The 23,680-nt window shown below is 65.1% G+C and carries 24 protein-coding genes; 14 read left to right on the top strand and 10 right to left on the bottom strand.

Going from position 1 to position 23,680, the window contains the following annotated elements:
• Positions 1-26: 26 nt before the first annotated feature.
• Positions 27-941 (bottom strand): 3-dehydrocarnitine:acetyl-CoA trimethylamine transferase BcoG, encoded by a 915-nt coding sequence (gene bcoG / locus M8744_RS12450; RefSeq protein ID WP_251417666.1) that lies wholly within the window; start codon positions 939-941, stop codon positions 27-29.
• A gap of 185 nt (positions 942-1,126) precedes the next feature.
• Here bcoG and M8744_RS12445 point away from each other — a divergent pair, with 185 nt between their 5' ends.
• The 7 genes from M8744_RS12445 (at position 1,127) to M8744_RS12415 (ending at position 7,655) form a co-directional block, all read left to right on the top strand.
• Entirely contained in the window at positions 1,127-2,029 is a 903-nt protein-coding gene (locus tag M8744_RS12445) for a LysR family transcriptional regulator (protein ID WP_251417662.1), read from the top strand.
• Positions 2,030-2,193: 164 nt separating this feature from the next.
• A complete protein-coding gene (locus tag M8744_RS12440) occupies positions 2,194-3,039 on the top strand; it encodes a putative hydro-lyase (RefSeq protein ID WP_251417656.1) in 846 nt (281 codons plus the stop codon).
• A gap of 2 nt (positions 3,040-3,041) precedes the next feature.
• Entirely contained in the window at positions 3,042-4,079 is a 1,038-nt protein-coding gene (locus tag M8744_RS12435; RefSeq protein WP_251417651.1) for a TRAP transporter substrate-binding protein, read from the top strand.
• Between the two features lie 18 nt (positions 4,080-4,097).
• Complete coding sequence (locus M8744_RS12430; RefSeq protein WP_251417645.1) at positions 4,098-4,646, top strand: TRAP transporter small permease subunit; 549 nt, start codon at positions 4,098-4,100, stop codon at positions 4,644-4,646.
• The gene (locus M8744_RS12425) at positions 4,643-5,926 is read left to right on the top strand and encodes a TRAP transporter large permease (protein ID WP_251417638.1); all 1,284 of its coding nucleotides are present in this window, start codon (positions 4,643-4,645) and stop codon (positions 5,924-5,926) included. The genes M8744_RS12430 and M8744_RS12425 overlap by 4 nt, the downstream gene beginning before the upstream one ends.
• Positions 5,923-6,651 (top strand): 5-oxoprolinase subunit B family protein, encoded by a 729-nt coding sequence (locus M8744_RS12420; protein WP_251417631.1) that lies wholly within the window; start codon positions 5,923-5,925, stop codon positions 6,649-6,651. The genes M8744_RS12425 and M8744_RS12420 overlap by 4 nt, the downstream gene beginning before the upstream one ends.
• Entirely contained in the window at positions 6,648-7,655 is a 1,008-nt protein-coding gene (locus tag M8744_RS12415) for a 5-oxoprolinase subunit C family protein (RefSeq protein ID WP_251417623.1), read from the top strand. Before M8744_RS12420 ends, M8744_RS12415 begins: the two co-directional genes overlap by 4 nt.
• A gap of 98 nt (positions 7,656-7,753) precedes the next feature.
• Here the strand turns inward: M8744_RS12415 and M8744_RS12410 are convergent, their stop codons facing one another.
• From M8744_RS12410 to M8744_RS12390, 5 genes are all read right to left on the bottom strand, one after another.
• Positions 7,754-8,875 carry a beta-ketoacyl-ACP synthase III gene (locus tag M8744_RS12410; protein WP_251417616.1) on the bottom strand — a complete coding sequence of 374 codons (1,122 nt, stop codon included), beginning with the start codon at positions 8,873-8,875 and terminating at the stop codon, positions 7,754-7,756.
• A gap of 82 nt (positions 8,876-8,957) precedes the next feature.
• A complete protein-coding gene (locus M8744_RS12405; RefSeq protein WP_251417595.1) occupies positions 8,958-9,917 on the bottom strand; it encodes a 2-hydroxyacid dehydrogenase in 960 nt (319 codons plus the stop codon).
• Positions 9,917-10,255, bottom strand: coding sequence for a tRNA-binding protein (locus M8744_RS12400; protein ID WP_251417588.1), 339 nt, complete (start codon positions 10,253-10,255; stop codon positions 9,917-9,919). The genes M8744_RS12405 and M8744_RS12400 overlap by 1 nt, the downstream gene beginning before the upstream one ends.
• Positions 10,248-11,063 (bottom strand): pyrroline-5-carboxylate reductase, encoded by an 816-nt coding sequence (proC, locus tag M8744_RS12395; protein WP_251417585.1) that lies wholly within the window; start codon positions 11,061-11,063, stop codon positions 10,248-10,250. Before proC ends, M8744_RS12400 begins: the two co-directional genes overlap by 8 nt.
• A gap of 108 nt (positions 11,064-11,171) precedes the next feature.
• Complete coding sequence (locus M8744_RS12390) at positions 11,172-11,672, bottom strand: type III secretion system chaperone family protein (protein ID WP_251417567.1); 501 nt, start codon at positions 11,670-11,672, stop codon at positions 11,172-11,174.
• Positions 11,673-11,923: 251 nt separating this feature from the next.
• Between M8744_RS12390 and M8744_RS12385 the strand changes: the two genes are divergently transcribed.
• From M8744_RS12385 to M8744_RS12370, 4 genes are all read left to right on the top strand, one after another.
• Entirely contained in the window at positions 11,924-13,003 is a 1,080-nt protein-coding gene (locus tag M8744_RS12385; RefSeq protein ID WP_251417564.1) for an NAD(P)/FAD-dependent oxidoreductase, read from the top strand.
• Entirely contained in the window at positions 13,000-13,803 is an 804-nt protein-coding gene (locus tag M8744_RS12380) for a glycoside hydrolase family 25 protein (RefSeq protein ID WP_251417559.1), read from the top strand. The genes M8744_RS12385 and M8744_RS12380 overlap by 4 nt, the downstream gene beginning before the upstream one ends.
• Before the next feature lie 20 nt (positions 13,804-13,823).
• Entirely contained in the window at positions 13,824-14,468 is a 645-nt protein-coding gene (locus tag M8744_RS12375) for a DUF938 domain-containing protein (RefSeq protein ID WP_434481368.1), read from the top strand.
• A 138-nt stretch (positions 14,469-14,606) separates the two neighbouring features.
• Positions 14,607-14,948 (top strand): carboxymuconolactone decarboxylase family protein, encoded by a 342-nt coding sequence (locus tag M8744_RS12370; RefSeq protein WP_251417547.1) that lies wholly within the window; start codon positions 14,607-14,609, stop codon positions 14,946-14,948.
• Between the two features lie 68 nt (positions 14,949-15,016).
• Here M8744_RS12370 and M8744_RS12365 read toward each other — a convergent pair whose 3' ends face one another.
• The 4 genes from M8744_RS12365 to M8744_RS12350 form a co-directional block, all read right to left on the bottom strand.
• Positions 15,017-17,518 carry a GcvT family protein gene (locus tag M8744_RS12365; protein ID WP_251417540.1) on the bottom strand — a complete coding sequence of 834 codons (2,502 nt, stop codon included), beginning with the start codon at positions 17,516-17,518 and terminating at the stop codon, positions 15,017-15,019.
• A 184-nt stretch (positions 17,519-17,702) separates the two neighbouring features.
• Positions 17,703-19,073, bottom strand: coding sequence for a glutamate--cysteine ligase (locus tag M8744_RS12360; protein WP_251417534.1), 1,371 nt, complete (start codon positions 19,071-19,073; stop codon positions 17,703-17,705).
• 61 nt (positions 19,074-19,134) lie between these two features.
• Positions 19,135-19,638, bottom strand: a complete 504-nt coding sequence (locus M8744_RS12355) for a hypothetical protein (protein ID WP_353049794.1) — start codon at positions 19,636-19,638, stop codon at positions 19,135-19,137.
• Positions 19,639-19,643: 5 nt separating this feature from the next.
• Entirely contained in the window at positions 19,644-20,390 is a 747-nt protein-coding gene (locus tag M8744_RS12350) for a 16S rRNA (uracil(1498)-N(3))-methyltransferase (protein WP_251417524.1), read from the bottom strand.
• Between the two features lie 12 nt (positions 20,391-20,402).
• Here M8744_RS12350 and ubiA point away from each other — a divergent pair, with 12 nt between their 5' ends.
• Genes ubiA through M8744_RS12335 form a run of 3 tightly spaced genes read left to right on the top strand, consistent with a single transcriptional unit; the run spans position 20,403 to position 23,670 of the window.
• On the top strand, positions 20,403-21,383 hold the full coding sequence (gene ubiA, locus M8744_RS12345) for a 4-hydroxybenzoate octaprenyltransferase (RefSeq protein WP_251417503.1): 981 nt from the start codon (positions 20,403-20,405) through the stop codon (positions 21,381-21,383).
• Positions 21,384-21,443: 60 nt separating this feature from the next.
• A complete protein-coding gene (locus tag M8744_RS12340) occupies positions 21,444-23,354 on the top strand; it encodes an OmpA family protein (RefSeq protein WP_251417474.1) in 1,911 nt (636 codons plus the stop codon).
• Positions 23,347-23,670 (top strand): hypothetical protein, encoded by a 324-nt coding sequence (locus tag M8744_RS12335; RefSeq protein ID WP_251417466.1) that lies wholly within the window; start codon positions 23,347-23,349, stop codon positions 23,668-23,670. Before M8744_RS12340 ends, M8744_RS12335 begins: the two co-directional genes overlap by 8 nt.
• Positions 23,671-23,680: the final 10 nt, after the last annotated feature.

Here is a 23,680-nt window from a genome sequence, read left to right as displayed (position 1 = left end):
ATGGGCCAATGCCGGGGCCTGCCCGCTCATGCCACCGGCGCCCGCTTTGTCAGGCCCAGTGTCTCGCGCACCTCGGTCGGGCCGATCACGCGGGCGCCCATGTTTTCAACCAGCGTCACCGCCCGCTCGACCAACTGCGCATTGGTGGCCAGCACGCCGCGGTCGAGATACAGGTTATCCTCCAGCCCCACGCGCACATTGCCCCCCGCCAGAACAGAAGCCGTGACATAAGGCATCTGGTCACGCCCAAGGCTGAAGGCCGACCAATGCCAGTCGTCGGGCACGTTGTTGACCATCGCCATCAGCGTGTTCAGGTCGTTCGGCGCGCCCCAGGGCACGCCCATGCAGAGCTGCACCAGCGCCTGTGGGGCCAGCGTGCCCTCTTCGACCAACTGCCTGGCGAACCACAGATGGCCGGTGTCAAAGGCCTCGATCTCGGGTTTCACGCCCAGCCGGGTCATCATGGCCCCCATCGCGCGCAACATGCCGGGCGTGTTGGTCATGACGTAATCCGCCTCGGCGAAATTCATCGTGCCACAATCCAGCGTGCAGATCTCGGGCAGACATTCGGCGATATGCGCCATCCGCTCGGTCGCGCCGATCATGTCTGTCGCGCCGGCATCGACGGGCAAGGGCGCCTCCACGCCGCCGAACACGATATCTCCGCCCATGCCCGCCGTCAGGTTCAACACCACGTCGACCTCGGCCGCGCGGATACGCTCCGTCACCTCGCGGAACAGTTCCAGCCGCCGCGACGGCGTGCCGGTTTCGGGATCGCGCACATGGCAATGAACCACCGCCGCACCGGCGCGCGCGGCGTCGATGGCGCTGTCGGCAATCTCTTTGGGTGAGCGTGGCACATGCGGGCTGCGGTCTTGCGTGCTGCCCGAGCCGGTGACGGCACAGGTGATAAAGACATTGCGGTTCATCGACAGTGGCATGGCATGAATCCCTTTTTCAGGCGGGTCTCGTTTCCGGGCAAAGGCGCGCGTTGCAGGTTTGCCAGCCCTCGGCACCTGCACGATATCGTTGAACACGGCCAAGACAAGCCAAAGCCCCGCGCCCGCGCAGGATTTTCGGCACAGCCCGCTCGACACCCGCGCGGGCCTGCCCGATGATACCGGCCATGAGCCGGATCAATCTTGAACAATTGCGCACCTTTCTGTTCGTCACCCGCAAGGGCGGCGTGCGCCGCGCGGCCAGCGCCATGAACCTGACGCAACCGGCCGTGACCGCCCGCATCCGCAACCTCGAGGAAAGCCTGGGCTGCGCCCTGTTCGACAGGTCGGGCGGCGCCATGCGCCTGACCAAGCGGGGCGAGCGCCTGCTGCGCTATGCCGAGGAATTCGAACATCTGTCCGAACTGGTCGCCCGCGACGTGATCGACCCTGCCGGTCTTGAGGGCCACCTGCGGCTTGGCGTGTCCGAAACCATCGCGCAATGCTGGCTGCCCGAGCTGATCGCCCGGTTGCACCGGCTCTACCCCCGGCTGGAAATCGAATTCAACGTCGACATCTCGATGAACCTGCGGGCAAGCTTGCTCGACGGGGAAATCGACCTGGCGATCCTGCTGGGGCCGATCTCGGAATACACTGTCGAGAATATCGAGCTTCCGGGGTTCGCGCTGGCCTGGTACGTCGCCGCCGACGCCCCCGACCTGCCCGGCCCCGCCTATTTCGACGGCCGGCCGGTGCTGACCTATGCGCGCAACACGCGGCCTTACCGCGAAATCCGGGCCGAGCTTCTGGCCCGACTCGGCCCCGGCGCGGCGATCTTTCCGTCCTCGTCGCTTTCGGCCTGCTTCCGCCTGGTCGAGGCCAGCCTGGGCGTGGCCGCCCTGCCCCGCGCCCTTGGCGCCTCCTACGTGGCCGAGGGGCGCATCCGCGAATTTGACCCCGGTTGGGAGCCAAGGCCCCTGCGCTTCACCGCGTCCTACCTGGGCGAGCCGCGCAGCCAGATCGTCGAAACCGCCGCGCAGACCGCGCAAGAGGTCGCGCTGGCCTTTCAGGCCGCGCAGGATATCGGCTGACCTCTGACATGCGCGCGCCGTGCCGGACACCACCGCGCGGCGTGCAACGTGTAACCCCGCCTGGCCCGAGGCGATAACAATTGGTTATCTCTACCTAGAAAATATTTCGATTTGCTTTTATCGCCGCGCCCGGCGACGCTGAACCTGTCCAATGGGGGATGCACATGACCACCGATCACAACCGGCTGCGCCACGCCGATCTGCCCACCGTCCGCCAGGCCATCCGCGCGGGCCAGTATACTGCCCATACCGCAGGCCTTGGCGCGGGCTACCTGCAGGCGAACCTTGCCGTCCTGCCCAGCGCCTACGCGCTCGATTTCATGCGGTTCTGCCAGCGCAACCCCAAGCCCTGCCCGCTGGTGGGCGTGTCGGACACCGGCAACCCGATGATGACGACGATGGGCCGCGACATCGACATTCGCACCGACGTGCCGGCCTATAACATCTATCGCGATGGCCAGCTTGCCCGAAGCGTCACCGACATCACCGACCTGTGGACCGATGACATGGTGGCCTTCGCCCTCGGATGCTCGTTTACCTTCGAAAATGCGCTGATGCAGGCCGGGATTCCAGTCTGGCATATCGACAACGATACCACCGTTCCGATGTTCCGCTCGTCCATCGACACGGTCCCGGCGGGGCCGTTCTGGGGCAAGATGGTCGTCAGCATGCGCGCCGTTCCAAACCCGCGCGTCGACGAGGTGCGCGAGATTTCTCGCCGCTTTCCGCTGGCGCACGGCGCGCCGGTGCATGTCGGCGATCCGGCTGCCATCGGCATCACCGATCCGGGCGCGCCCGATTGGGGCGATCCCGCGCCCATCCCGGCAGACCACGTGCCGGTTTTCTGGGCCTGCGGCGTGACCCCGCAGGTCGCGCTTGAAGCCGCAAGCCCGCCCCTGTGCATCACCCACAAGCCCGGTCACATGCTGATCACCGACATCCCCGAGGATGCGGAAACCCCGGTGCTGCCACAACACACCACGCAAACACGACAACCAAGGAGAGCATGAAGATGAAACGCCTTATCACCGCACTTGCCGCCACCACGGCGCTGGCCGCCCCCGCCCTGGCCGAGGATCTTTCGGTCGTCGGCTCATGGTCGGGCCTGCCGCTGCACAAGCAATACGAGGCGCCGTTCTGGTCGGAAACGCTGCCCGCCGCATCGGACGGGTCGCTCAACGTGTCGCTGACCACCCACAACCAGATGAACCTGGGCGTGGGCGACGTGTTCCGCCTGCTGGGCGATGGCGTCTATGACGTGGCCATGACCGTGGCCGACTATGCCGTGGCCGACGCCCCCGAGCTCGAAGGGCTGGACGTTCCGATGATCGCCATGACCGCCGACAAGGCCCGCGCGATGGTCGATGCCGCCCGGCCCATGGTCGAAGACATCTACAACACCCGCTTCAACAGCCATGTGCTGGCCATCGCGCCCTACCCGCCTCAGGTGGTGTTCTGCAACGCCGAGGTGACCGAACTGGCCGATCTCGAAGGCAAGAAGGTGCGCGCCTCGGGCCGCATGACCGCCAAGTTCCTTGAGGCCCTGGGCGCCGAGGGTGTCAACGTGGCCTTCTCCGAAGTGCCCGGCGCGCTGCAAAAGGGCGTCGTGGATTGCGCAGTCACCGGCGCGGGCTCGGGCTATTCCGCCGGCTGGTGGGAGGTTTCGACCCACCTGATGCCGATCCCGCTGGGTGGCTGGGACAGCGTCGTGACCGCCATCAACCTGGACAAGTGGAACGGCCTTGACGCCGAAACCCAGGATTTGATCGAAACCCAGATCAAGGCCGAATTCGAAGACCCGGCCTGGGCCACGGCGCAGGATGCGCTGGTCAACGACATCGCCTGCCTGACCGGCAATGGCGAGTGTCCCGCCGGCGAAGCGCGCGACATGACGCTGGTCGACGTGTCCGATGCCGATTTCGCCAAAGCCCGCGACGTGCTGGTATCCGAAGTGCTGCCCGACTGGGCCGAACGTGCCGGCGACGACTGGGTGACGCGCTGGAATGAAAGCGTGGGCCAGGTCGTCGACGTGACCGTTCCCACCAACTGATCCTGAAAGGCCCCGACCATGGCGGAAACGATCCTTTCGACCCTGCGCAGCCTGAACCGGTGGGTGGCCATCACCATCGGCATCGGCCTGCTGGCCTGCGCGGGCTTCGTCCTGCTGGATATCGTGTTACGCCAGGTCGGGGCCTCTTTCGGCGGCACCGATGAAATCTCGGGCTATGCCATGGCCATCGCCACCAGTTGGGGCATGGGCTATGCCCTGATGGAGCTGGGCCACGTCCGCATCGACATCTTGCGCGCCCGCGCCGGCCAACGCCTGAGGGCCGCTTTCGACCTGTTTGCCATGCTGGTGCTGTCGGGCACGATCACCCTGATCGCCATGCGCGCCTGGCCGGTTGTCGAACGCTCGTTGAACAATTCCAGCCGCGCCAACACGCCGCTGGAAACGCCGCTGGCCCTGGTGCAGGTGCCGTGGTTCGCCGGGTGGGTCTGGTTCGCCTTCGTCGCCTGGGCCACGTTTGCCGCTGCGCTGATGCTTGTCGCGCGCGGTGAATTCGCGAAATCCGAGGCCGCCATCGGCAGCTTCTCCGAGGCGGAGACCCTGGAATGATCGGCGCTTTGACCATCGGCCTGCTGGGCCTTCTGTCCCTGTCCATTCCCGTGGGCATCGTTCTGTTCCTGCTGGGGTTCGGCATCGACCAGTTCTTTTCCGCCTTCCCGCTGATCCGGGGGCTGGGCAACCTCGTCTGGTCCACCTCGAACAACGCCACTCTGATCGCCATTCCGTTTTTCGTGCTGCTGGGCGAAATACTCGTGCGCTCGGGGCTGGCCGCGCGCACCTATGCCGCGCTTGACCGCTGGGTCAGCTGGCTGCCCGGCGGGCTGATCCATGCCAACGTGGCCACCGCCACGATGTTCTCGGCCACCTCGGGCAGTTCCGTGGCCACCGCCGCCACCGTGGCCACCGTCGCCATGCCACAGGCCGAGAAACTGGGCTACGACCCCAAGCTCTTTTCCGGCGCCATCGCGGCCGGCGGCACGCTGGGCATCATGATTCCACCCTCGATCAACCTGATCGTCTACGGGTTCCTCACGCAAACCTCGATCCCGCGGCTGTTCCTGGCCGGGTTGATCCCCGGCATCGCGCTGGCACTGGGGTTTGTCCTCATCACCATGATCCTGTGCATGATCCGCCCCTCGCTGGGCGGTGAGCGCCGGGTTTTTCCACTGGCCGTCATGCTGCGCGCGCTGCTTGACCTGATCCCGATCATCTTGCTGTTCACGGTCATCATCGGCACCATCTACAAGGGCTGGGCCACCCCCACCGAGGCCGCCGCCGTGGGCGTCGCGGGCGCGCTGGCCATCGCGGGCGCCTTTGGCGGGATCACCGCGCAGATGCTGATCGACAGCATACTGGGCACCGTCAAGATAACCGCCATGATCATGCTGGTCGTCATCGGCGCCTCGTTCCTGAACTTCACGCTCGCCTCGGCCGGGCTGGGCCGCGAGTTGCAGGATTTCCTGACCGGGCTGGGCCTGTCGCCCATGGGGCTGATACTGGTGGTGGTCTGCATCTACATCGTGCTGGGCTTTTTCATCGAAACCCTGTCGCTGATGGTCGTGACCATCCCGATCATCGTGCCGCTGGTCGTCGCGCAGGGGTTTGACCCGATCTGGTTCGGCATCCTGATGATCGTGCTGATCGAAATGGCGCTGATCACGCCGCCCGTGGGCCTGAACCTGTACGTGGTTCAGGGCGCGCGGCAATCCGGCTCCATGACCGAGGTGATGCTGGGCGCCATTCCCTACGTCCTGGCCATGCTGATGATGGTGGCCGCCCTTATCGCCTTTCCGCAGATCGCGCTTTACCTGCCCGACGCCCTGCAATGACCGACTGGCCGCAAATCCGCCCCGCGGGCCTCGATGGCCTGCTGGTCAGCTTTGGCGACAGGTTGTCGGAACCCGCCAACCGCGCCGCGCTGGCCTTTCGCGCCGCGGTCGAAGGGTCCGGCTGGCCCGCCGTGCAGGAATGTTCCACCTCGCTTGTCTCGACCTACCTGCGGTTCGACCCGCTGGCCGAAACGCCCCAGGCGCTGCACGACGACGTGCAGACCCTTCTGACCAGCCGCAACTGGTATGATGCCGCCCTGCCCGATGGCCGCCGCCTGTGGCGTATTCCCACCGTCTACGGGACCGAGATGGCCCCGCAACTGGACGAGGCCGCGCAAGAGGCCGGTTTGAGCGCGCGGGACGCCATCGAACACCTGTCGCAAACGCGCGTCCGGGTGCAGACCATCGGTTTCGCCCCCGGCCAACCCTACCTGGGCGAATTGCCCGAGGCCTGGAACATCCCCCGCCAGACCGCGCTGACCGACAGCGTGCCGGTGGGCGCGCTGACCGTGGCGATCCGGCAGCTTGTGCTGTTCTCGGTCTCGACGCCCACGGGCTGGCGCCACGTTGGTCAAACCGCCATGCGCCTGTTCCGCCCCGAAAGCGACACGCCCTTCATCCTGCGCCCGGGCGACGAGGTGCTGTTTCCGCAGGTCACGCCCGAGGAACTTGAAAACATGCGCACCGATGCCGATGGCGGCGCGCGGGCCGAGGTGCTGGAATGAGCCGCACCCTGACCATTCACCAGGCCGGACCGGGCGTCACCGTGCAGGACATGGGCCGCCCTGGCTACCTGTCTCTGGGCCTGTCGCGCGGCGGCGCCGCCGATACGCGCGCCCTGGCCGAGGGCGCGGCCCTGCTGCGCCAATCGCCCGACTGCGCCGTGCTGGAAATGACCGGCATGGGTGGCACGTTCGAGGTGGATCATGATACCCGGATCGCCCTGACCGGCGCGCCGATGCAAACCGCGATTGATGGCGACCCGATCGCCTGGAACGCCAGCCATCTGTTGCCGGCGGGCGCCCGCCTGACCATCGGCGCCGCGCGCGCCGGCGTCTATGGCTACCTGCACCTGGGCGGTGGCATTGACACGGACCCGATACTGGGTGCGCGCTCCGTCCACCTGGCCGCCGGGCTGGGCGCGCGCGTCGCGGCTGGCGATGTCCTGCCCCTGGGCGATGACAGCGGCGCCGAAACCGGCCTGGCCCTGCCCCCTGACGACCGTTTCGCGGGCGGCACCGTGCGCGTGGTGCCCAGCCTGCAAACCGGGCTTTTCGCGCAATCCGAAATCGACCGCTTCGAGGATACCGAATTTCACCGCGACAATCGCGGCAACCGCATGGGCGTGCGTGTCGTGCCACCGGGTGAAGGGTTTGCGCCCGAAGGCGGGCGGTCCGTGCTGTCCGAAATCATCGTGCCCGGCGACATCCAGATCACCGGCGACGGCACGCCCTTCGTGCTGCTGGCGGAATGTCAGACAACCGGGGGCTACCCGCGCATCGGTGCGGTTCTGCCCTGTGACCTGCCGCGCGTGGCACAAGCCGCGGCGGGCGCGCAACTGCGCTTTCGCTTCGTTTCCGCCGAAGAGGGGCTGGCCGCGCTCCGCCGCGAGGCCGAGTCGCGCAAGGGGCTGGCCAAGGCCGCCCATCCGCTGGTGCGCGACCCGGCCACCATCCGCGACCTGCTGTCCTATCAGTTGATCAGCGGCGTGACGAACGGCCAACCCTAGGCCCCGCCCGTAGGCCGGGCTTCAGCCCGGCCATCCGCGCGTTCCGGTCTTTGGAACGCCGCGCGATTCCGCCCCGGAACCGCGCAGTTTCTGCATATTTATGCGCGCTCTAATAATACCGAGCCCACGGAATACCCGGCGCCGAAAGAGCATATCATCCCGTAATCGCCGGGCTGCATAGCGTCGGAATGCTTGGCGAACGCGATAATCGACCCGGCCGAAGAGGTGTTGGCATAATCTTGCAGGATGTTGGGCTGTTCCTCGGGTGTGGGCTCGCGCCCCAGCACCTTGCGCCCCACGAAATCATTCATTCCCTTGTTGGCCTGGTGCAGCCACATCCGGCGCAGTTGGTCGGGGGAAACGCCTTCGGATTCAAGATGTTGCAGCATATGCTCCGACACCATCGGCACCACTTCCTTGAACACCTTGCGCCCGTTCTGCATGAACTGCATGTCGCGCCTGTCGGCCATCCCGTCGGGGCGGTTGCGGCGCAGGAACCCGTTGTTGTTTCGGATGTTGTTGGAAAACTCTGTGGCGCAGCGGGCCGATCGCACCAGCCAATGCGCGCCCTTCGCATCCTCGGCACGTTCCAGCACTGTGGCGGTGGCCACGTCGCCGAAAATGAAATGGCAATCCCTGTCCCGCCACTCCAGATGTCCGCTGGTAATCTCCGGGTTCACCACGATCGCGCGCCGGACCGAACCTGCGCGGATCATGTCAGCAGCCGCCTGAATCCCGAATGTCGCCGAGGAGCAGGCAACATTCATATCGAAGGCGAAACCATTGGCCTGCAATGCATTTTGTATCTCGATTCCGACCGCGGGATAGGCGCGCTCCATGTTCGAGGCGGCGCAGATCACAAGGTCGATATCCGAACCCGTCAATCCCGCCTGGGCCAGCGCCGGCTCGCAGGCCTTCAGCGCGATTTCGGTCATGATCCCCGGTTCGTCATCGCTGCGCTGGCGAAACCGCGGATACATGCGCGCGGGGTCAAGAATTCCCTCTTTTTCAAGAACGTACCGTTGCTTGATCCCGCTGGCCTTTTCGATGAAGCCGGTCGATGAATATTCTTTCGCCGCGACATCACCGGCCTCTATCGCCTCGGCATTCTCGGCGTTGAAAAGGTCGACATGCTTGTTGAAGCTTTCCACCAGTTCGTCATTCGTGATGACATGTTCGGGCGTGAACACGCCGGTTCCGCTGATCGCTGGCTGGTGCATCGTTTTCCCTTTCGTCCTGCCCACCCACATCATCCAAACCGCCCGCCCGGGTCAAGGGCAGCCGCCTTGCCGGCATGTTGGGCTAAAGCTTGTTGGGCGGCGCCTCGCCGTTGAAAAACGCCTGCAGGTTGTCCAGGACCATCATCCCCATGTCGATGCGCACCTCCTCGGCAGCCGTGCCCAGATGGGGCAACAGCACCACGTTTTCCAACGCGCGCAGGGCGGCGGGCACCTCGGGTTCCAACTCGTACACATCGAGCCCCGCGCCCGCGATCCGGCCTGACTGCAAGGCAGAGACCAGCGCCCCCTCGTCCACCACGTCGCCGCGGCTGATATTGACGAAATGCGCCGTGGGTTTCATCGCGTTGAACACGTCGGCCCCGATCAGGTGATGGGTTTCCGCCCCGCCGGGCGTGGCCGCCACCAGCACGTCGCAGCGCGCGGCCAGTTCGGCCAAGTCCGCCACCTGCGTGGCCGGGAAATCCACGGTTTTCTGCGAGCGGTTGACGAACAGAACCTCCATCCCGAAACCGAAATGGCAGCGCCGGGCAATCGCCTGGCCGATGCGGCCCATGCCGACGATGCCCACCGTCTTGCCGGAGACATGCAGGCCCAGCATCTGGGTCGGGTGCCACCCTTCCCACGCGCCGGACCGCACCAGCCGCTCGCCTTCGGCTGCGCGGCGTGCGCTCATCAGGATCAGGGTCATGGCGATATCGGCGGTGGCATCCGTTACGGCGCCGGGCGTGTTCGTCACCGTCACCGCGTGGGCGCGGGCGGCCTCGATATCGATATGGTTATATCCGACACCAAAATTGGCCAGTATCTTGCAGCGCGGGCGGCCGAACTCGTTAAAGATGTCGGCGCTGAAACGGTCGCCCAGCGTCGGCATGATCGCATCATAGATCGCCAGCCCCGCGCGCATTTCGGACGGTGTCATGGGCGCGGTCTTGTCACGCAGGGTCAGGTCGAACAGATCATCGGCACGGGCAAGAACCGCATCGGGCAAACGCCGGGCCAAAAGCACTTTCTTCTTTGACATCAATGCATCCTGCCGCCCAGCGGCACCTCTTGATCGGGAGAAACCAGAACGATGTCGCCCTGCGCGTCGCCGACGCCCAGAACCAGCACCTCGGACATGAATGGACCAATCTGGCGTGGCGGGAAGTTGACCACGGCCATCACCTGTCGTCCCACCAGCGCCTCGGGCGTGTAGTGGGCTGTCACCTGCGCGCTTGTCTTTTTCTCGCCCAGTTCGGGGCCAAAATCTATCCACATCTTGATCGCAGGCTTGCGTGCCTCGGGAAAGGGTTCGGCACGCGTCACCCGGCCCGCCCGAATATCGACGCGCAGGAAATCGTCAAACGAGATGTCAGCCATCGCGCAACGCCTTGCTACGCTCGGTGGCCGCCTTGACGGTGGCACGCATCAGCGGCGGCAGGCCGGTTTCGTCATTCATCAACACCTCCAACCCTGCCTGCGTGGTGCCGTTGGGGCTGGTGACGTTGACACGCAACTGCGCGGGCGTCTCGTCCGCTGCCTCGGCCAGCGCGCCCGCGCCCGCCACAGTGGCCCTCGCCAATCGCATCGCCAGGTCCGGCGACAGGCCCTGCGCCTCACCCGCCTGCGCCATGCATTCGATCATGTGGAACACGTAGGCCGGCCCCGAGCCCGACAGGCCCGTCACCGCGTCCATCTGGTCTTCGCTTTCCAGCCGCACCACCTGCCCCACGGCCCGCAAAAGTGCCTCGGCCAGGCCGAGGTGGGCATCGGTGGTCTGCGCATTGCCGATGATCGCGGTAATGCCCTTGGCCACGGCGGCGGGCGTGTTGGGCATCGCGCGCACGATTGGCGTGCCTGCCCCCAGAACGGATTCGAAATGCGCAATCGACGTACCAGCCGCCACGGACACGAACAGCGTTCCGCCGCCGCCCAACGCCTGCATGCGGGGCAGCGCCTCGCCCATCATCTGCGGCTTGACGGCGACCAGCACCAGGCCTGGCTCGGGCGGCAGTTCGGCGTTCAGATGCACGCCCGTTTCGCGCAGCCAGTCCGAGGGGTTCGGGTCGATCACCCAGACAGAGGCCGCGGGCAACCCGCCCTTCAGCCAGCCTTCCAGCATGGCCGAGCCCATCTTGCCGCAGCCCAGCAAGACCAGGCCCCGTTTTTCCAGATCGTCCATATTCATGGAAATACCCCCGTCACATCATTGGATTTGGGGGAGTGTTACGCCGCACGGTCGCAGGGGGCAATGGTCTTGGCGCAGGCAGGCGACGGCTTGCCCGCGCCAATACCGTCAGGCGCGCCCGTAAGTCTGGCCGATCGCCACCTGCAACGCCTCGCGCGGTGGGCGGTTGCCCCAGACCACGAGCTGGAACGCGGGGTAGTAGCGTTCGGCGCTCAGCACGGCGGCGCTGATCATGGTATCTATCTGTTCGGCGCTGGCCATCTGCCCGCCCGCCAACACAAGGCCATAGCGATAAACCATGAGCTTGTGTTCATCCCAGTAGCTGAAACCACCGGCCCAGCACTGGTCATTGGTCGCGTTCAGACATTCGTAAAGCGCGGGCAAGCGGTCTTCGGGGGGTTCCATTTCGAAGGTGCAGACCATGCGCAGCGTTTCATCGTAGGCCGACCAGGCCAGGGTGACCGAGTAGGTGCGCCACTGCCCTTCGACGGCCATGGCGATCTGGTCGTCATGCACGCGGTCGAAATCCCAGTCGTTGAATTCGGCCAGATGCTCGACAATGTCGATCGGGTGCAAATCTTCTTGAAGAAACTGCTCGGACAGGGCCATGACGCCACCTCCTGTTTATGCGTAGCGCCGGGGCGTGGCAGCGCCCCAAGCGCTAGCTGCCTGCTCAAGAAACCGGGGCTTTTCGCCCTGCTTCTACCAGATATGGTGTGCGTCAATTCTTGTCCTGTAAAGCAAAAAGTTGGGGATAACCCCTATATCTTGTGGATGACTTCGAAAATTCATCAACTCATCATCCCTCTTTCACCGGCGCGTCGCGCATGGCACGTTGCCGCCAGGGAACGGAGGATCGGATGATTGATTTCCTGGTCATCGGCGGCGGGGTTGCGGGCGTCAGCGCGGCGGCACGGCTGGCACCACATGGCAGCGTGACGCTGCTCGAAGCTGAAGAGGCACTGGCCTATCACGCTTCGGGCCGCTCGGCGGCGATGTTTCTGGAAAGCTACGGCAACAAGGTCGTGCGCGCCCTGAACGAGGCAAGCGCCGATTACCTGCGGACGGCGCATGGCGGCGTGTTGTCGCCACGCCCAATGATGTTGCTGGGTGCCGCGGACGAGGCGACGGGCTTTGCCGCCCAGGCCGCCGATATGGGGCTAAAGCGGATCGGGCTGGACGAGGCCGCAACGCTTTGGCCGCTGCTCGACCGAACGCATGCCGCCCATGCCGCTTGGCGCGACGACACCTGTGACCTGGATACCGACCTGTTCATCCAGAATTTCCTGCGCGAGGCGCGCGGCGCCGGGGCGCAGGTCGTCACGCGCGCGCGCGTTTCAGCCATCGCGCGCGACGGTTCGGGCTGGCGCGTCACAGCGGGAGGTGCGACCCATGTGGCCCGCCATATCGTGAACGCGGCCGGTGCCTGGGCCGATACCGTGGCCCGCATGGCCGGGGTTACCCCGTTGGGCATTCAGCCCTTTCGTCGGTCAATGGCGCGGATCGCCTTGCCGGAGGGCATGAACCCCGCGAACTGGGCCTTTGTCGACGGGGTCGGCGACAACTGGTATGCCAAGCCCGATGCTGGCGCGCTGATCGTCAGCCCGGGCGAGGAAGACCCGATGGACCCGCAAGATGCCTGGGCCGACGACATGATCCTGGCCGAAGGGCTGGCCCGGTACCAGGAATTTTCCACCGCGCCGGTCGCGCGGATGCTGGCCAACTGGGCGGGCCTGCGCAGCTTTGCCCCCGACCGCGCGCTGGTAATTGGCCCCGACGCGGCCGCGCCCGGCTTTCTGTGGCTGGCCGGCCAGGGCGGCTATGGCTTTCAAACCGCGGCTGCCGCCAGTGCGCTTTTGGCGCAGCTGGCCACGGGCACCCCGACCACGCTGGACGCGACAACCGTGGCCGCGCTGTCACCCGCGCGTTTCGCGCGATGACGCTGCGACGGCGCCCCTTTCTGACGGGACTTGGCGCCACAGGCCTTCTGGCCGCTTGCGGCAGCCGCCCGGCGCCCGTCGCCCGTCCCATCCCGCGCGCCTCGAACCCGCGCGCCACGGTGATGGGCGATGACAACCCGGTGGATTGGCCCGGCCGCACGCCACGCGCCTATGCCGTGCACGGCATCGACGCGGCGCGTTTTCAAGGGGTGATCGACTGGCGGCAAGTGCAGGCGGCCAACATCCGCTTTGCTTTTCTCAAGGCGACCGAGGGCGGGGACAGGCTTGACCCGATGTTTGGCGAAAACCTGCGGCGGGCACAGCGCGTGGGCGTGCCCGTCGGCGCCTATCACTTCTACTATTTCTGCACCGACCCAGACACGCAGGCCCGCTGGTTCATCCGCAACGTGCCGCGCGCGCGAATTGACCTGCCCCCGGTTCTGGACCTGGAATGGAACCCCTATTCGCCCAGTTGCACCACCCGGCCAGACCCGGCCGAGGTGCGCCGGGTCGCCACCCGTTTCATCGCGCGGCTCACCGATCATTACGGCCAGCGCCCGATCATATATACCACGCCCGATTTCTGGCAAACGAACCAGGTGGCCCGGCTTGGCGGCGAATTCTGGCTGCGTTCGGTCGCCGACCATCCTTCGGCGGTCTATCCCGGGGCACGCTGGACATTCTGGCAATACACCGGCACGGGTCGCGTGCCCGGTATCGACACCCCCGTTGACATCAACGCCTTTGCAGGCGACGCGCAAGCGTGGCAAAACTGGCTTTCCCGAAGACGCATCCATTAGAGGACACTATGCCCCGCCGCATGACACTGCCCGAAAACGCCTCGGTCGCCACACCGTCCGAAGATGGCCGCATGTTCGCCCCCGCCGCCGCCCGCAATGCCGAGGCGATCGCGGAACTGGTGGCCGCGCATGCGCCAGCGCAAGGCCGCGCGCTGGAACTGGCCGCGGGCACCGGCGAACATGCCGTCACGCTGGCGCGCAGGCTGCCCGGCCTGGCATGGCAGCCCACCGAGATCGACGCCGACCGCCGCCGCTCGATCGACGCGCATGGCAAGATGGCAGAACTGCCGAACCTGGCCCCAGCCATCGCGCTTGATGCCACTGCACCGGGCTGGGGGGCACAGCACGCGGGCCATGATCTGATCCTTTTGGTAAACCTGCTGCACCTTATCAGCGAGGGCGAGGCCAGAACTCTGATCGCCGAAGCCGCGCAGGCACTTGCGCCGGGTGGCCGTTTCATCCTGTATGGCCCGTTTCTGCGCGATGGTGAGACCACGTCAGAAGGCGATGCCAGGTTTCATGCCGCGCTTACGTCACAAGACCCCGAGATCGGCTACAAGGACGATTGGGACGTGATCGAATGGCTGCACCAGAATTTCCTGGAACTGGTGCAGGTTGTGGAAATGCCCGCCAACAACCTCGGGCTCGTGGCGCGCCGCCCCTGACCGTTCGGCTTTCCGGGCCCCCTGCCGCAGGCGCATCTTGCCCCCGCGTGAAAAATCCTGACCATCTGATCGAAGTCAAAGAGCCTGCGCCGCGCCCGTGTTCTGGCTGTGCCGGTACACATTCAAGGAGCGGCAGACATGGCCTGGACCGAAACACTCGACAACACCCGCAATCGCCTTCGCGTGCTTTACAAGACCATCCCCGACGTTACCCGCGGCTTCGGCGCGATGTCGAAGGCGGTCAAGGAGGGCGGCGTTCTTGATTTCAAGACCAAGGAATTCGTCGCCCTGGGCATCGCCGTCGGAATCCGCTGCGAATCCTGCATCGCGCTGCATGTCGAGGCATTGGTGAAGGCCGGCGCCACGCGCGACGAAATTGCAGACGTGCTTGGCATGTCGATCCAGATGGGCGGCGGGCCGGCCACCATGTATGCCAGCAAGGCGCTGGAATGTTTCGATGAATTGACCGAACAGGCATAGGGCGGCACGGCTCGCCCTCTGACACGGAACCGGGCCCCTTTCGGGGTCCGGCGCGCATCATGTTTGGGTCACACGTCCTTGCGGATGGTCTCGTTCTTCGGATCATAAGGGCTGTCACAGGTCACTTCGGCGTCATACAGTGTGCCCATGATCAGCACTTTCAGCTTCTGGCCCTCTTTGGCCAGTTCCGGCGCGACATACCCCATGCCGATGGATTTTCCGAACGCGACAGAATAGCCACCCGAAGTCAGGCGCCCAACCTTCTTGCCATCGACAAACAGCGCCTCGCGCCCCCATGGGTCGGCGTCGTCAGGTCCGTCGATCAGCACGGTCACGCATTTGGAACGCACCCCCAGCGCCTCCATCGTCGCCTTGCCGTGAAACTCCTTGGACAGGTCCACGAAACGCGGCAGGTCGGCCTCGATCGGGGTGGCGTCACGGCCCAGTTCGTTGCCGAAGGCGCGATAGGATTTTTCCTGGCGCAGCCAGTTTTGCGCCCGCGCGCCCACCAGCTTCATCCCGTGCGGTTCACCTGCCTTTTCCAGCAGGTCGAACAGGTAGTTCTGCATCTCGATGGGGTGATGCAATTCCCAGCCCAGTTCGCCGGTATAGGCCACGCGGATCGCGCGCACCGGGCACATGCCCAGTTCGATGTCACGGCAGGAAAGCCACGGGAACCGCTTGTTAGACAGCGCGGTTGACGGATCGGCATCCTTGATCACCGCGTTCAGCACATCGCGCGTTTTCGGGCCCGCGATGGCGAAAACACCCCATTGCGTGGCAACGTCCTGAATCTCGATATAGCCGAATTCAGGGGCCTTGTCCTCGGCCGCCTTGCGCAGGTAATCGCCGTCATAAGCCGTCCAGGCACCCGCGGAAACAAGGTAATATTCGTCCTCGGCCAGGCGCACGATGGTGTATTCGGTGCGCGTAGTGCCCGCCGCCGTCAGCGCATAGGTCAGGTTGATCCGGCCAACCTTTGGAAGCTTGTTGCAGGTGAACCAGTCGAGGAACTGCGTCGCGCCCGGCCCCTTGACCACGTGCTTGGTAAAGGCGGTGGCATCGATCAGGCCCACGCCCTCACGCACGGCCGTTGCCTCGTCCACGGCATATTGCCACCAACCGCCCCTGCGAAAACTGCGCGCGTCGTGATCGAAGTTTTCTGGCGCATCCAGCGGCCCGAAATAGTTGGGTCTTTCGAACCCGTTGGCACAGCCGAACTGCGCGCCGCGCGCCTTTTGGCGGTCATAGGCCGGGGCGGTCCGCAGCGGGCGGCAGGCGGGGCGTTCTTCGTCGGGGTGGTGCAGGATGTAGACGTGCTCATACGCCTCTTCGTTCTTGCGCGCGCCGTATTCGGTGGTCATCCAATCCTGGCCATAGCGGCGCGGATCAAGGCTGGCCATGTCGATTTCGGCCTCGCCCTCGACCATCAACTGGGCCAGGTAGTGGCCGGTGCCACCGGCTGCCGTGATCCCGAAGGAAAAGCCCTCGGCCAGCCACATGTTGCGCAAACCCGGTGCCGGGCCAACCAGCGGGTTGCCATCCGGCGTATAGCAGATTGGGCCGTTATAGTCGTCCTTGAGGCCCGCGCTTTCCGACGACGGAAGCCGGTGGATCATCGACATGTATTCTTCTTCGATCCGCTCCAGGTCCAGTGGGAACAGGTCGGCGCGGAAACTGTCGGGCACGCCGTATTCGAACCGTACGGGCGCGTTGCGTTCGTAAGGGCCCAAGATCCAGCCGCCGCGTTCCTCGCGCACGTACCACTTGGCGTCGGCGTCGCGCAGCACGGGATGTTCGGGGTTCGACTTGCGATAGGCTACCAGCGCCGGGTCCTGCTCGGTCACGATGAACTGGTGTTCGACCGGAATCGCGGGAATCGTGATTCCCAGCAGGCGTGCCGTGCGCTGCGCATGGTTGCCGGTGGCGGTGACGACATGTTCGGCGGTGATGGTGGTCTGCTCCTCGGACGCAACAAGGTTGCCCCCCTTTTCCACCATCCGGGTCAGGGTGACGCGCCAGTCGCTGCCCGTCCACTCATAGCCGTCGACCTGCCACTTGCGTTCGATCACGACGCCGCGCTGGCGCGCACCCTTGGCCATCGCCATCGTCACATCGGCCGGGTTGATGTAGCCATCGGTCGGGTGATAAATCGCGCCCTTCAGGTCGTCGCAATTGACCAGCGGCCACCGTTCCTTGATCTGGGCCGGGGTCATCCATTCATAGGGGATACCCACTGTTTCCGCCGTCGAGGCATAAAGCATGTATTCATCCATGCGCTCTTGGGTCTGGGCCATGCGCAGGTTGCCCACCACCGAGAAGCCGGCATTCAGGCCGGTCTCTTCCTCGAGGGTCTTGTAGAACCTGACGCTGTAATCGTGGATATGGCTTGTTGCATAGCTCATGTTGAACAGCGGCAACAGCCCCGCCGCGTGCCATGTCGAGCCCGAGGTCAGTTCGTCGCGCTCAAGCAACATCACATCGGACCAGCCCGCGCGGGCAAGGTGATAGGCAATCGAGGTGCCGACAGCGCCACCGCCGACGACCAGAGCTTTGACATGGGTTTTCATTGCGCAGGCGACTCCCTTGGATCATGCGTTGCACGATCAATAGCAGCCCGCGCGAATTGCGGATGGCCCAGCCGACGCAATGCCGCCCAAAACCGACCTGCGGGGCGCAAACCGACGCCGCGCGCCGCGCAGCAACAGGCTGCGGCCGGCCGCCGGGGGCATAAGCCGCCCCCGTGCCGCGCGATCAGTAGCTGTAATCCTGATAGATGCGGCTGATATCGCCGTTCCAGTCGGTGTTGTAGCGCTCCAGCAATTCATCCGCCGGGGCCTGCCCGGTTTCGATGCTGTCTTCCAAGGCGTGCAGGAAATGGCGTTCATCCTGCACCATACCGCCCAACCCGGGGCGCGCCCGCGCCTTGAGGCCCGCGCGGCTGACATCCAGCGCCTCGGCGGCCAGGTCGATCATCCGGCGGCCGCCCACGATGGCCTGAAGCCCGCGCACCGATGACTCGACCCGCCATGCCTCGCGCGTTTCCGCATCCCAGTGCTTGCACAGATCCCAGGCCGCATCCAGGCTGGACTGGTCGTACATCAACCCCACCCAGAAAGCGGGCAATGCGCAGATGCGCCGCCACGGGCCGCCATCGGCACCGCGCATTTCCATGTATTTCTTGATCCGCGCCTCGGGGAAAATGGTTGTCAGGTGATCTGCCCAATCCGACAGCGTAGGCGTTTCGCCCGGCAGCGCGGGCAGCTTGCCATCGAGGAAATCGCGGAAGGATTGCCCCAGCGCGTCGATATACTGACCGTCGCGGTAGACGAAATACATCGGCACATCGAGCGCGTAATCGACATAGCGATCAAAGCCGAACCCATCCTCGAACACGAACGGCAACATGCCCGTGCGCGACTCGTCCAGATGGCGCCAGACCCATCCGCGCCAGGATTTGTGGCCGTTGGGCTTGCCCTCGAAAAACGGCGAATTGCCAAACAACGCATTGGCCACCGGCTGCAACGCCAGCGCCACGCGCAGCTTCTTGACCATGTCGGCCTCGGACGAGAAATCCAGGTTCACCTGCACGGTGCAGGTGCGCCGCATCATGATTTTGCCGGCTTTGCCCACCTTGTCCATGTAGGCATCCATCAGCTTGTAACGCCCCTTGGGCATCAGCGGCATCTCTTCATGCGTCCATTCGGGCGCAGCGCCCAACCCGATGAAGCCCACCCCGATCGCATCGGCGATATCCTTGACTTCGCGCAGGTGCTCGTTCACCTCGTCGCAAGTCTGGTGGATCGTTTCCAGCGGCGCGCCCGACAGCTCCAGCTGACCGCCGGGTTCCAGGCTGACATTGGCGCCGTCTTTGCTCAGGCCGATCAGGTTGCCGCCCTCTTCCACCGGCTGCCAGCCATGCTTGTCGCGCAATCCTTCAAGCACCGCGCGCACACCGCTCGGCCCGTCGTAAGGGATGGGGGCGTGCGTGTCCTTGTTGTAGCCGAATTTCTCGTGCTCGGTGCCTATGCGCCATGCCTCTTTCGGCTTGCAACCGCTTTCCAGGTAGCTCGCCAACTGGTCGAAGCTTTCGATAGGGCCGCCGCCGGATTGAGGAATGGACATGGGATGGCTCTCCGACGTTGCTGTTAAAACGGGGTATGGGTGCGACGAATTGTTGTCGCTGTCAATGTAGACGGGGCCTAGTTTTTTGCCAGATCGTAACAGGTGCCTGTGCGCCACCGCGCAATTCGGCCAACATTCGCGGCGTATCCAGGCCCGGCAGTCGCGCGAACGCGTCAAACAGCGCATCGGCCCCTTCCGCCGTCACGGGGATGTCAAGCGGCGCCTGCCCGGGCGCGTGCAACCGCCAGACAGCCGGATCGGATGTCGGGTCAAGCTCCAGCCGGTCGAGTTCGGACAGCGCCACCGCGCCGCCGCCGAAGGGCCCCAGCCAGGCCACTGCGCCCTCGTCGACCGTCACGACACCGGGCCCGCCCCGACCCGCGTGAAATCGCGCCCGGCGGGCCCCGGTCCAGATCAGAACCAGCCCGAGCAGCAACAGCCCCCAGCCCACCCATGACAGAATGCCATGCGCCGTCAGGCCCCACCACGCACCCAGGCCGCCAAGGACCAGCCCAACCAGCGCATCACGCCAGCGCGACAGCGTGGCCGCGGCTTCGGGACGCACAAAGTTCAACGCCAATCCCCCAATTGCATCTGCCACAGCGTCAGCGCGGCCACCGCTGCCGTATCGGCACGCAGGATACGCGGACCCAGGCTGACCGGGTGGGCAAAGGGCAGATCGCGCAAACGCGCGCGCTCGGCATCGGAAAAGCCGCCTTCGGGGCCGATCAGGACGGCCCATGGACCATCCGCACCGCCCTTTTCCACGGCTGACCCCGCAAGGGCCGATGAGCGGCCCGTCAGCGCCTCGTCGCAGAACATCAACTGGCGGTCGGCATCCCAACCCTCAAGCAGCCGATCCAGCTTTTGCAGATCGCAAACCTCGGGCACGTAGGTTCCGCCGCATTGCTCGGCCGCCTCGATAGCGTGGGCTTGCAGCCGGTCTTGGCGAATACGCTCGGCATTGGTGAACTCGGTCTGCACCGGGCAGATGCGTGCGGCGCCCATCTCGGCCGCTTTTTCAACGATGAAATCTGTGCGCGCCTTCTTGATCGGGGCGAACAGCAGCCAAAGGTCGGGCGGCATCTGCAAGGGGCGGGTCTGCGCCTCGCATGTCACTTCACCGCCGCGCTTTCCTGCCTGCGTCACATGGGCCAGCCATTCGCCATCACGCCCGTTGAACAGCAACACCGGCGCGCCCGTTCCCTGCCGCATGACACCGAAAAGGTAATGCGCCTGATCACGATCCAAAGCGACGCATTGCCCAGCCCCCAACGGGTGATCTACATAAAGGCGGATTTTCGCAGTCGTATTCATGGGGCCGACCATATGACCACACCCGACGGGACGCCAGAGGCCAAAGACGCGCAAGGCTCCGTGGCCGACGCCTATCGCGGCAATTGGGTTGACCGGCGCGCGCCGGCCTGGTCGCGGCCCTACCTGCGGCTCAGCCGTGCCGATCGCCCGATTGGCACGTGGCTTTTGCTGATCCCGTGCTGGTGGGGGCTGGCGCTGGCCATCCTGCATGACGGGCAAGCCCGATGGGAAGACGCCTGGATCTTTGTCGGCTGCGGCATCGGCGCCTGGTTGATGCGCGGGGCGGGTTGCACTTGGAACGATATCACCGACCGTGATTTCGACGGATCGGTGGCGCGCACGGCCTCGCGCCCGATTCCGTCGGGCCAGGTCAGCGTCAAGCAGGCCGCCGCATGGCTGATCGTGCAATCGCTGATCGCCTTCTGCATCCTGCTGACGTTCAATACCGCGGCGATCCTCATGGGCATCGTGGCGCTGCTGCCGGTGGCGATCTACCCCTTTGCCAAGCGGTTTACCTGGTGGCCGCAGGTGTTTCTGGGGCTTGCGTTCAACTGGGGCGCGATGCTGGCCTGGGTGGCGCATACCGGGTATCTCCACCCCGCGCCGTTGATCCTTTACATGGCGGGCATCGCCTGGACGCTGTTCTACGACACGATCTATGCCCACCAGGACAAGGAAGACGATGCGCTTATCGGCGTGAAATCGACCGCGCGGCTGTTCGGGGCCGACACCGCGATCTGGCTGCGGCGATTTCTTGTGGCCATCGTCAGCCTGATGGCCATGGCCATTCTTTCGGCCATGGCCGGGCGCGGCGGCGACCCGCTGGCAATCGGCCTGGCGATATTCGGACCTTGGGGCATGGGGTGGCACATGGTCTGGCAACTGCGCAAGCTGCAGATCGACGACCCCGATACCTGCCTCATGCTTTTCAGGTCGAACCGCGACACCGGGCTGATCCCCTTGCTGTTTTTCGCCGGTGCCATGTTCGTGTGATTGCACCCCGGCGCCAGCGGCCCTAAACACGCCCTGTCATTCACTTGTCACGGCTGTTCCATGCGCTTGTCCTCGATCGCTCTTGTCTTCGGCACCTTCCTGATCGGGGCGGTGCTGTGCCTTGTCACCGCCCTTTTCGCGGTGAACGTGATCCAGGACAATTCCGAGCGTGGCGTGCGCCGCGCGCTCGACCTTGCCGCGCTGCACTGGGCCGAGGTCGAGGCCGATGGCCTGCGCGTGTACCTGGCCGGCACCGCCCCCAGCGAGGCGCTGCGTTTTCAGGCGCTGTCAACGGCGGGAGCGGTTGTCGACGCAGCCCGGATCATCGACCAGATGGAGGTCGAAGAAACCAAGCAAATGGCCCCCCCGCGCTTTTCGATCGAGATCCTGCGCAACGATGGCGGCATTTCGCTGATCGGGCTGGTGCCTTCTGCCACCGACCGCGAGGCGCTTGCTGCACGGCTTGGAAAGCTGACCGAAGACGGGTCAGTTGCCGACCTTCTTGAAAGCGCCGATTACGCCACGCCGGATGGCTGGGATACTGCCGTCGACTATGCCGTTTCGGCCTTGCAGCGCCTGAAACGCGCCAAGGTGTCTGTCAGCGCCCAGCAGGTCGAGATCACCGCGATTTCCAACAGCCCCAATGCCAAGCGCAGCCTGGAAAGCGAATTGTCCTCGTCCGCGCCGCGCGGCCTGCGCCTTTCGCTGAACATCAGCGCGCCGCGCCCCGTCATCACACCTTTCACGCTGCGCTTCCTGATCGAGGACGGTACTCCGCGATTCGATGCCTGTTCGGCCGACACCGAAGAGGCGCGCAACCGCATCCTGAGCGCGGCCACGTCCGCAGGCCTGACCGGCAAGGCGGCCTGCACTATCGGGCTGGGCGTGCCCACGCCCAACTGGGCCGCCGCCGCCGAACAGGCCATTGCCGCACTGGCCCGGCTGGGCGGCGGCTCGGTTACTTTTTCGGACGCGGATGTAACGCTTGTCGCGGCCGAGGGCACCGAGCCGGACCTGTTCGACCGCACCGTGGGCGAGCTGGAAAACAGTCTGCCCGATGTCTTTGCGCTGCACGCGGTCTTGCCCGAACCCAAGGATGACAAGGCCACCGGCCCACCGGAGTTCTTGGCGACCCTGTCGCCCGAGGGGCTGCTGCAATTGCGTGGCCGGCTAAGCGACGAGTTAAGCCGCACCACCACCGAAAGCTTTGCCAGGGCGCGTTTTGGCTCGGGCAATATCTATGTCGGGGCGCGGCTAGACGACAGCCTGCCCGCCGATTGGCCCGTGCGCGTGCTGACCGGGCTCGAGGCGCTGTCGAAACTATCGAACGGTGCCCTTATCGTGCAGCCCGACACGATCCGCGTCAGCGGTAATACCGGCAACACAGAAGCCTCGGCCGAGATCGCGCGCCTTCTGGCCGAGAAACTGGGCGAGGCCGAGCGGTTCGACATCGACGTGACCTATCAGGAAAAGCTTGATCCCGTCGCTTCGATTCCCACGCCGGAAGAGTGCGAGGCCGAGATTGCCGCCATCCTCGATACGCGCAAGATCAACTTTGAACCGGGATCGTCCACGCCCGATTCCGCGGCGCGTGGCACCATCGACGACATCGCTGAAATCCTGAAGACTTGCGGCGAGGTCCGCATGGAAATCGGCGGCCACACCGACAGCCAGGGCCGCGAAGTGATGAACCAGCAGCTGAGCCAGGCCCGTGCGCAGGCAGTTCTGAACGCTTTGCGCGAGCGCCGTGTTCTGACTGCGAACATAACCGCCAAGGGTTATGGTGAAGAAACCCCGATCGCGGATAACGATACCGAAGAGGGCCGCGAGGCCAACCGGCGCATCGAGTTCAAGCTGATCCGGCCGGAACCGACCGACGAGGAACAAACCACGCTTGAAAGTGTGGAGCAGTCCAACGTAGAAGACACCGACGCCGAGGCTCCCTCGGAACAAGGATCGTCCGATGAATAGAACCGAAATCATCATCGCCACAGCGATCATTCTGTTCGTGGCTTTTTGCGTGGGATGGTTCGCGCATTGGCTCATCCACCGTTTCACCCGCGTGTCGCGTTCGGACATGGGTGAGCTTGAGCGCATGGCCCAAGAGCTGCACGAGGCGGAAGAAACCCGCGACCAGGCCATCACCTATCTTCAGCAGCGCGAAGCCGAGCTGACCAACCAGATCAGCCAGACCGAGGCCGAGCTGGCCGCCGCGATGGACGGGTTGCGCGACGCGCGCCAGGAAGCCGAAGAGCTGCGCGGCCAGTTGGAGCGGGTCCGCACTTAAGCGGCCCGCC

The sequence above is a fragment of the Lutimaribacter degradans genome, assembly GCF_023703375.1.
In the GTDB taxonomy this organism is placed as follows: Bacteria; Pseudomonadota; Alphaproteobacteria; order Rhodobacterales; family Rhodobacteraceae; genus Lutimaribacter; species Lutimaribacter degradans.
The sequence above is the reverse complement of the archived record's forward strand: the minus strand, read 5'-3'. Positions and strand labels throughout refer to the sequence as shown.

Excerpts from the sequence above, each read along its gene's own strand:
- bcoG (WP_251417666.1), bottom strand. The coding sequence starts at position 941 with ATGCCACTGTCGATGAACCGCAATGTCTTTATCACCTGTGCCGTCACC.
- M8744_RS12445 (WP_251417662.1), top strand. The coding sequence starts at position 1,127 with ATGAGCCGGATCAATCTTGAACAATTGCGCACCTTTCTGTTCGTCACC.
- M8744_RS12440 (WP_251417656.1), top strand. The coding sequence starts at position 2,194 with ATGACCACCGATCACAACCGGCTGCGCCACGCCGATCTGCCCACCGTC.
- M8744_RS12435 (WP_251417651.1), top strand. The coding sequence starts at position 3,042 with ATGAAACGCCTTATCACCGCACTTGCCGCCACCACGGCGCTGGCCGCC.
- M8744_RS12430 (WP_251417645.1), top strand. The coding sequence starts at position 4,098 with ATGGCGGAAACGATCCTTTCGACCCTGCGCAGCCTGAACCGGTGGGTG.
- M8744_RS12425 (WP_251417638.1), top strand. The coding sequence starts at position 4,643 with ATGATCGGCGCTTTGACCATCGGCCTGCTGGGCCTTCTGTCCCTGTCC.
- M8744_RS12420 (WP_251417631.1), top strand. The coding sequence starts at position 5,923 with ATGACCGACTGGCCGCAAATCCGCCCCGCGGGCCTCGATGGCCTGCTG.
- M8744_RS12415 (WP_251417623.1), top strand. The coding sequence starts at position 6,648 with ATGAGCCGCACCCTGACCATTCACCAGGCCGGACCGGGCGTCACCGTG.
- M8744_RS12410 (WP_251417616.1), bottom strand. The coding sequence starts at position 8,875 with ATGCACCAGCCAGCGATCAGCGGAACCGGCGTGTTCACGCCCGAACAT.
- M8744_RS12405 (WP_251417595.1), bottom strand. The coding sequence starts at position 9,917 with ATGTCAAAGAAGAAAGTGCTTTTGGCCCGGCGTTTGCCCGATGCGGTT.
- M8744_RS12400 (WP_251417588.1), bottom strand. The coding sequence starts at position 10,255 with ATGGCTGACATCTCGTTTGACGATTTCCTGCGCGTCGATATTCGGGCG.
- proC (WP_251417585.1), bottom strand. The coding sequence starts at position 11,063 with ATGAATATGGACGATCTGGAAAAACGGGGCCTGGTCTTGCTGGGCTGC.
- M8744_RS12390 (WP_251417567.1), bottom strand. The coding sequence starts at position 11,672 with ATGGCCCTGTCCGAGCAGTTTCTTCAAGAAGATTTGCACCCGATCGAC.
- M8744_RS12385 (WP_251417564.1), top strand. The coding sequence starts at position 11,924 with ATGATTGATTTCCTGGTCATCGGCGGCGGGGTTGCGGGCGTCAGCGCG.
- M8744_RS12380 (WP_251417559.1), top strand. The coding sequence starts at position 13,000 with ATGACGCTGCGACGGCGCCCCTTTCTGACGGGACTTGGCGCCACAGGC.
- M8744_RS12375 (WP_434481368.1), top strand. The coding sequence starts at position 13,824 with ATGACACTGCCCGAAAACGCCTCGGTCGCCACACCGTCCGAAGATGGC.
- M8744_RS12370 (WP_251417547.1), top strand. The coding sequence starts at position 14,607 with ATGGCCTGGACCGAAACACTCGACAACACCCGCAATCGCCTTCGCGTG.
- M8744_RS12365 (WP_251417540.1), bottom strand. The coding sequence starts at position 17,518 with ATGAAAACCCATGTCAAAGCTCTGGTCGTCGGCGGTGGCGCTGTCGGC.
- M8744_RS12360 (WP_251417534.1), bottom strand. The coding sequence starts at position 19,073 with ATGTCCATTCCTCAATCCGGCGGCGGCCCTATCGAAAGCTTCGACCAG.
- M8744_RS12350 (WP_251417524.1), bottom strand. The coding sequence starts at position 20,390 with ATGAATACGACTGCGAAAATCCGCCTTTATGTAGATCACCCGTTGGGG.
- ubiA (WP_251417503.1), top strand. The coding sequence starts at position 20,403 with ATGACCACACCCGACGGGACGCCAGAGGCCAAAGACGCGCAAGGCTCC.
- M8744_RS12340 (WP_251417474.1), top strand. The coding sequence starts at position 21,444 with ATGCGCTTGTCCTCGATCGCTCTTGTCTTCGGCACCTTCCTGATCGGG.
- M8744_RS12335 (WP_251417466.1), top strand. The coding sequence starts at position 23,347 with ATGAATAGAACCGAAATCATCATCGCCACAGCGATCATTCTGTTCGTG.